Consider the following 262-nt stretch of genomic DNA (forward strand, 5'->3'; position numbering starts at 1 on the left):
TTCCGTCGACAATACGGTCTAGACCACGCTGGTCACTATCATTACAGCTCAATTTACTGTTGGAATCGAGTAAATCAACTCCTCCACTATTCACTTTCGGGAAATACATTGGGCGGAATAAATTATATTTCGATGGCGAAGTTAAGGAACTGAGTAGACTCCCTATAGCCACATTTTTCACATCAATATTAGTATCTGTCGTACCATCGAGTATTCGTGCACTTGCTGCCAGTTCACACTGACTGTTCACCGTATCAAACGC

At 42.4% G+C, this 262-nt stretch carries 1 protein-coding gene; it reads right to left on the reverse strand.

Annotated features, from left to right (window positions below):
- Nucleotides 1–262: hypothetical protein (locus RRF55_RS27480; protein WP_439419227.1), on the reverse strand; the 262-nt coding region annotated here is incomplete at both ends.

The sequence above is a fragment of the Klebsiella sp. K47 genome (assembly GCF_051858335.1).
GTDB classification, from domain to species: domain Bacteria; phylum Pseudomonadota; class Gammaproteobacteria; order Enterobacterales; family Enterobacteriaceae; genus Klebsiella; species Klebsiella pneumoniae.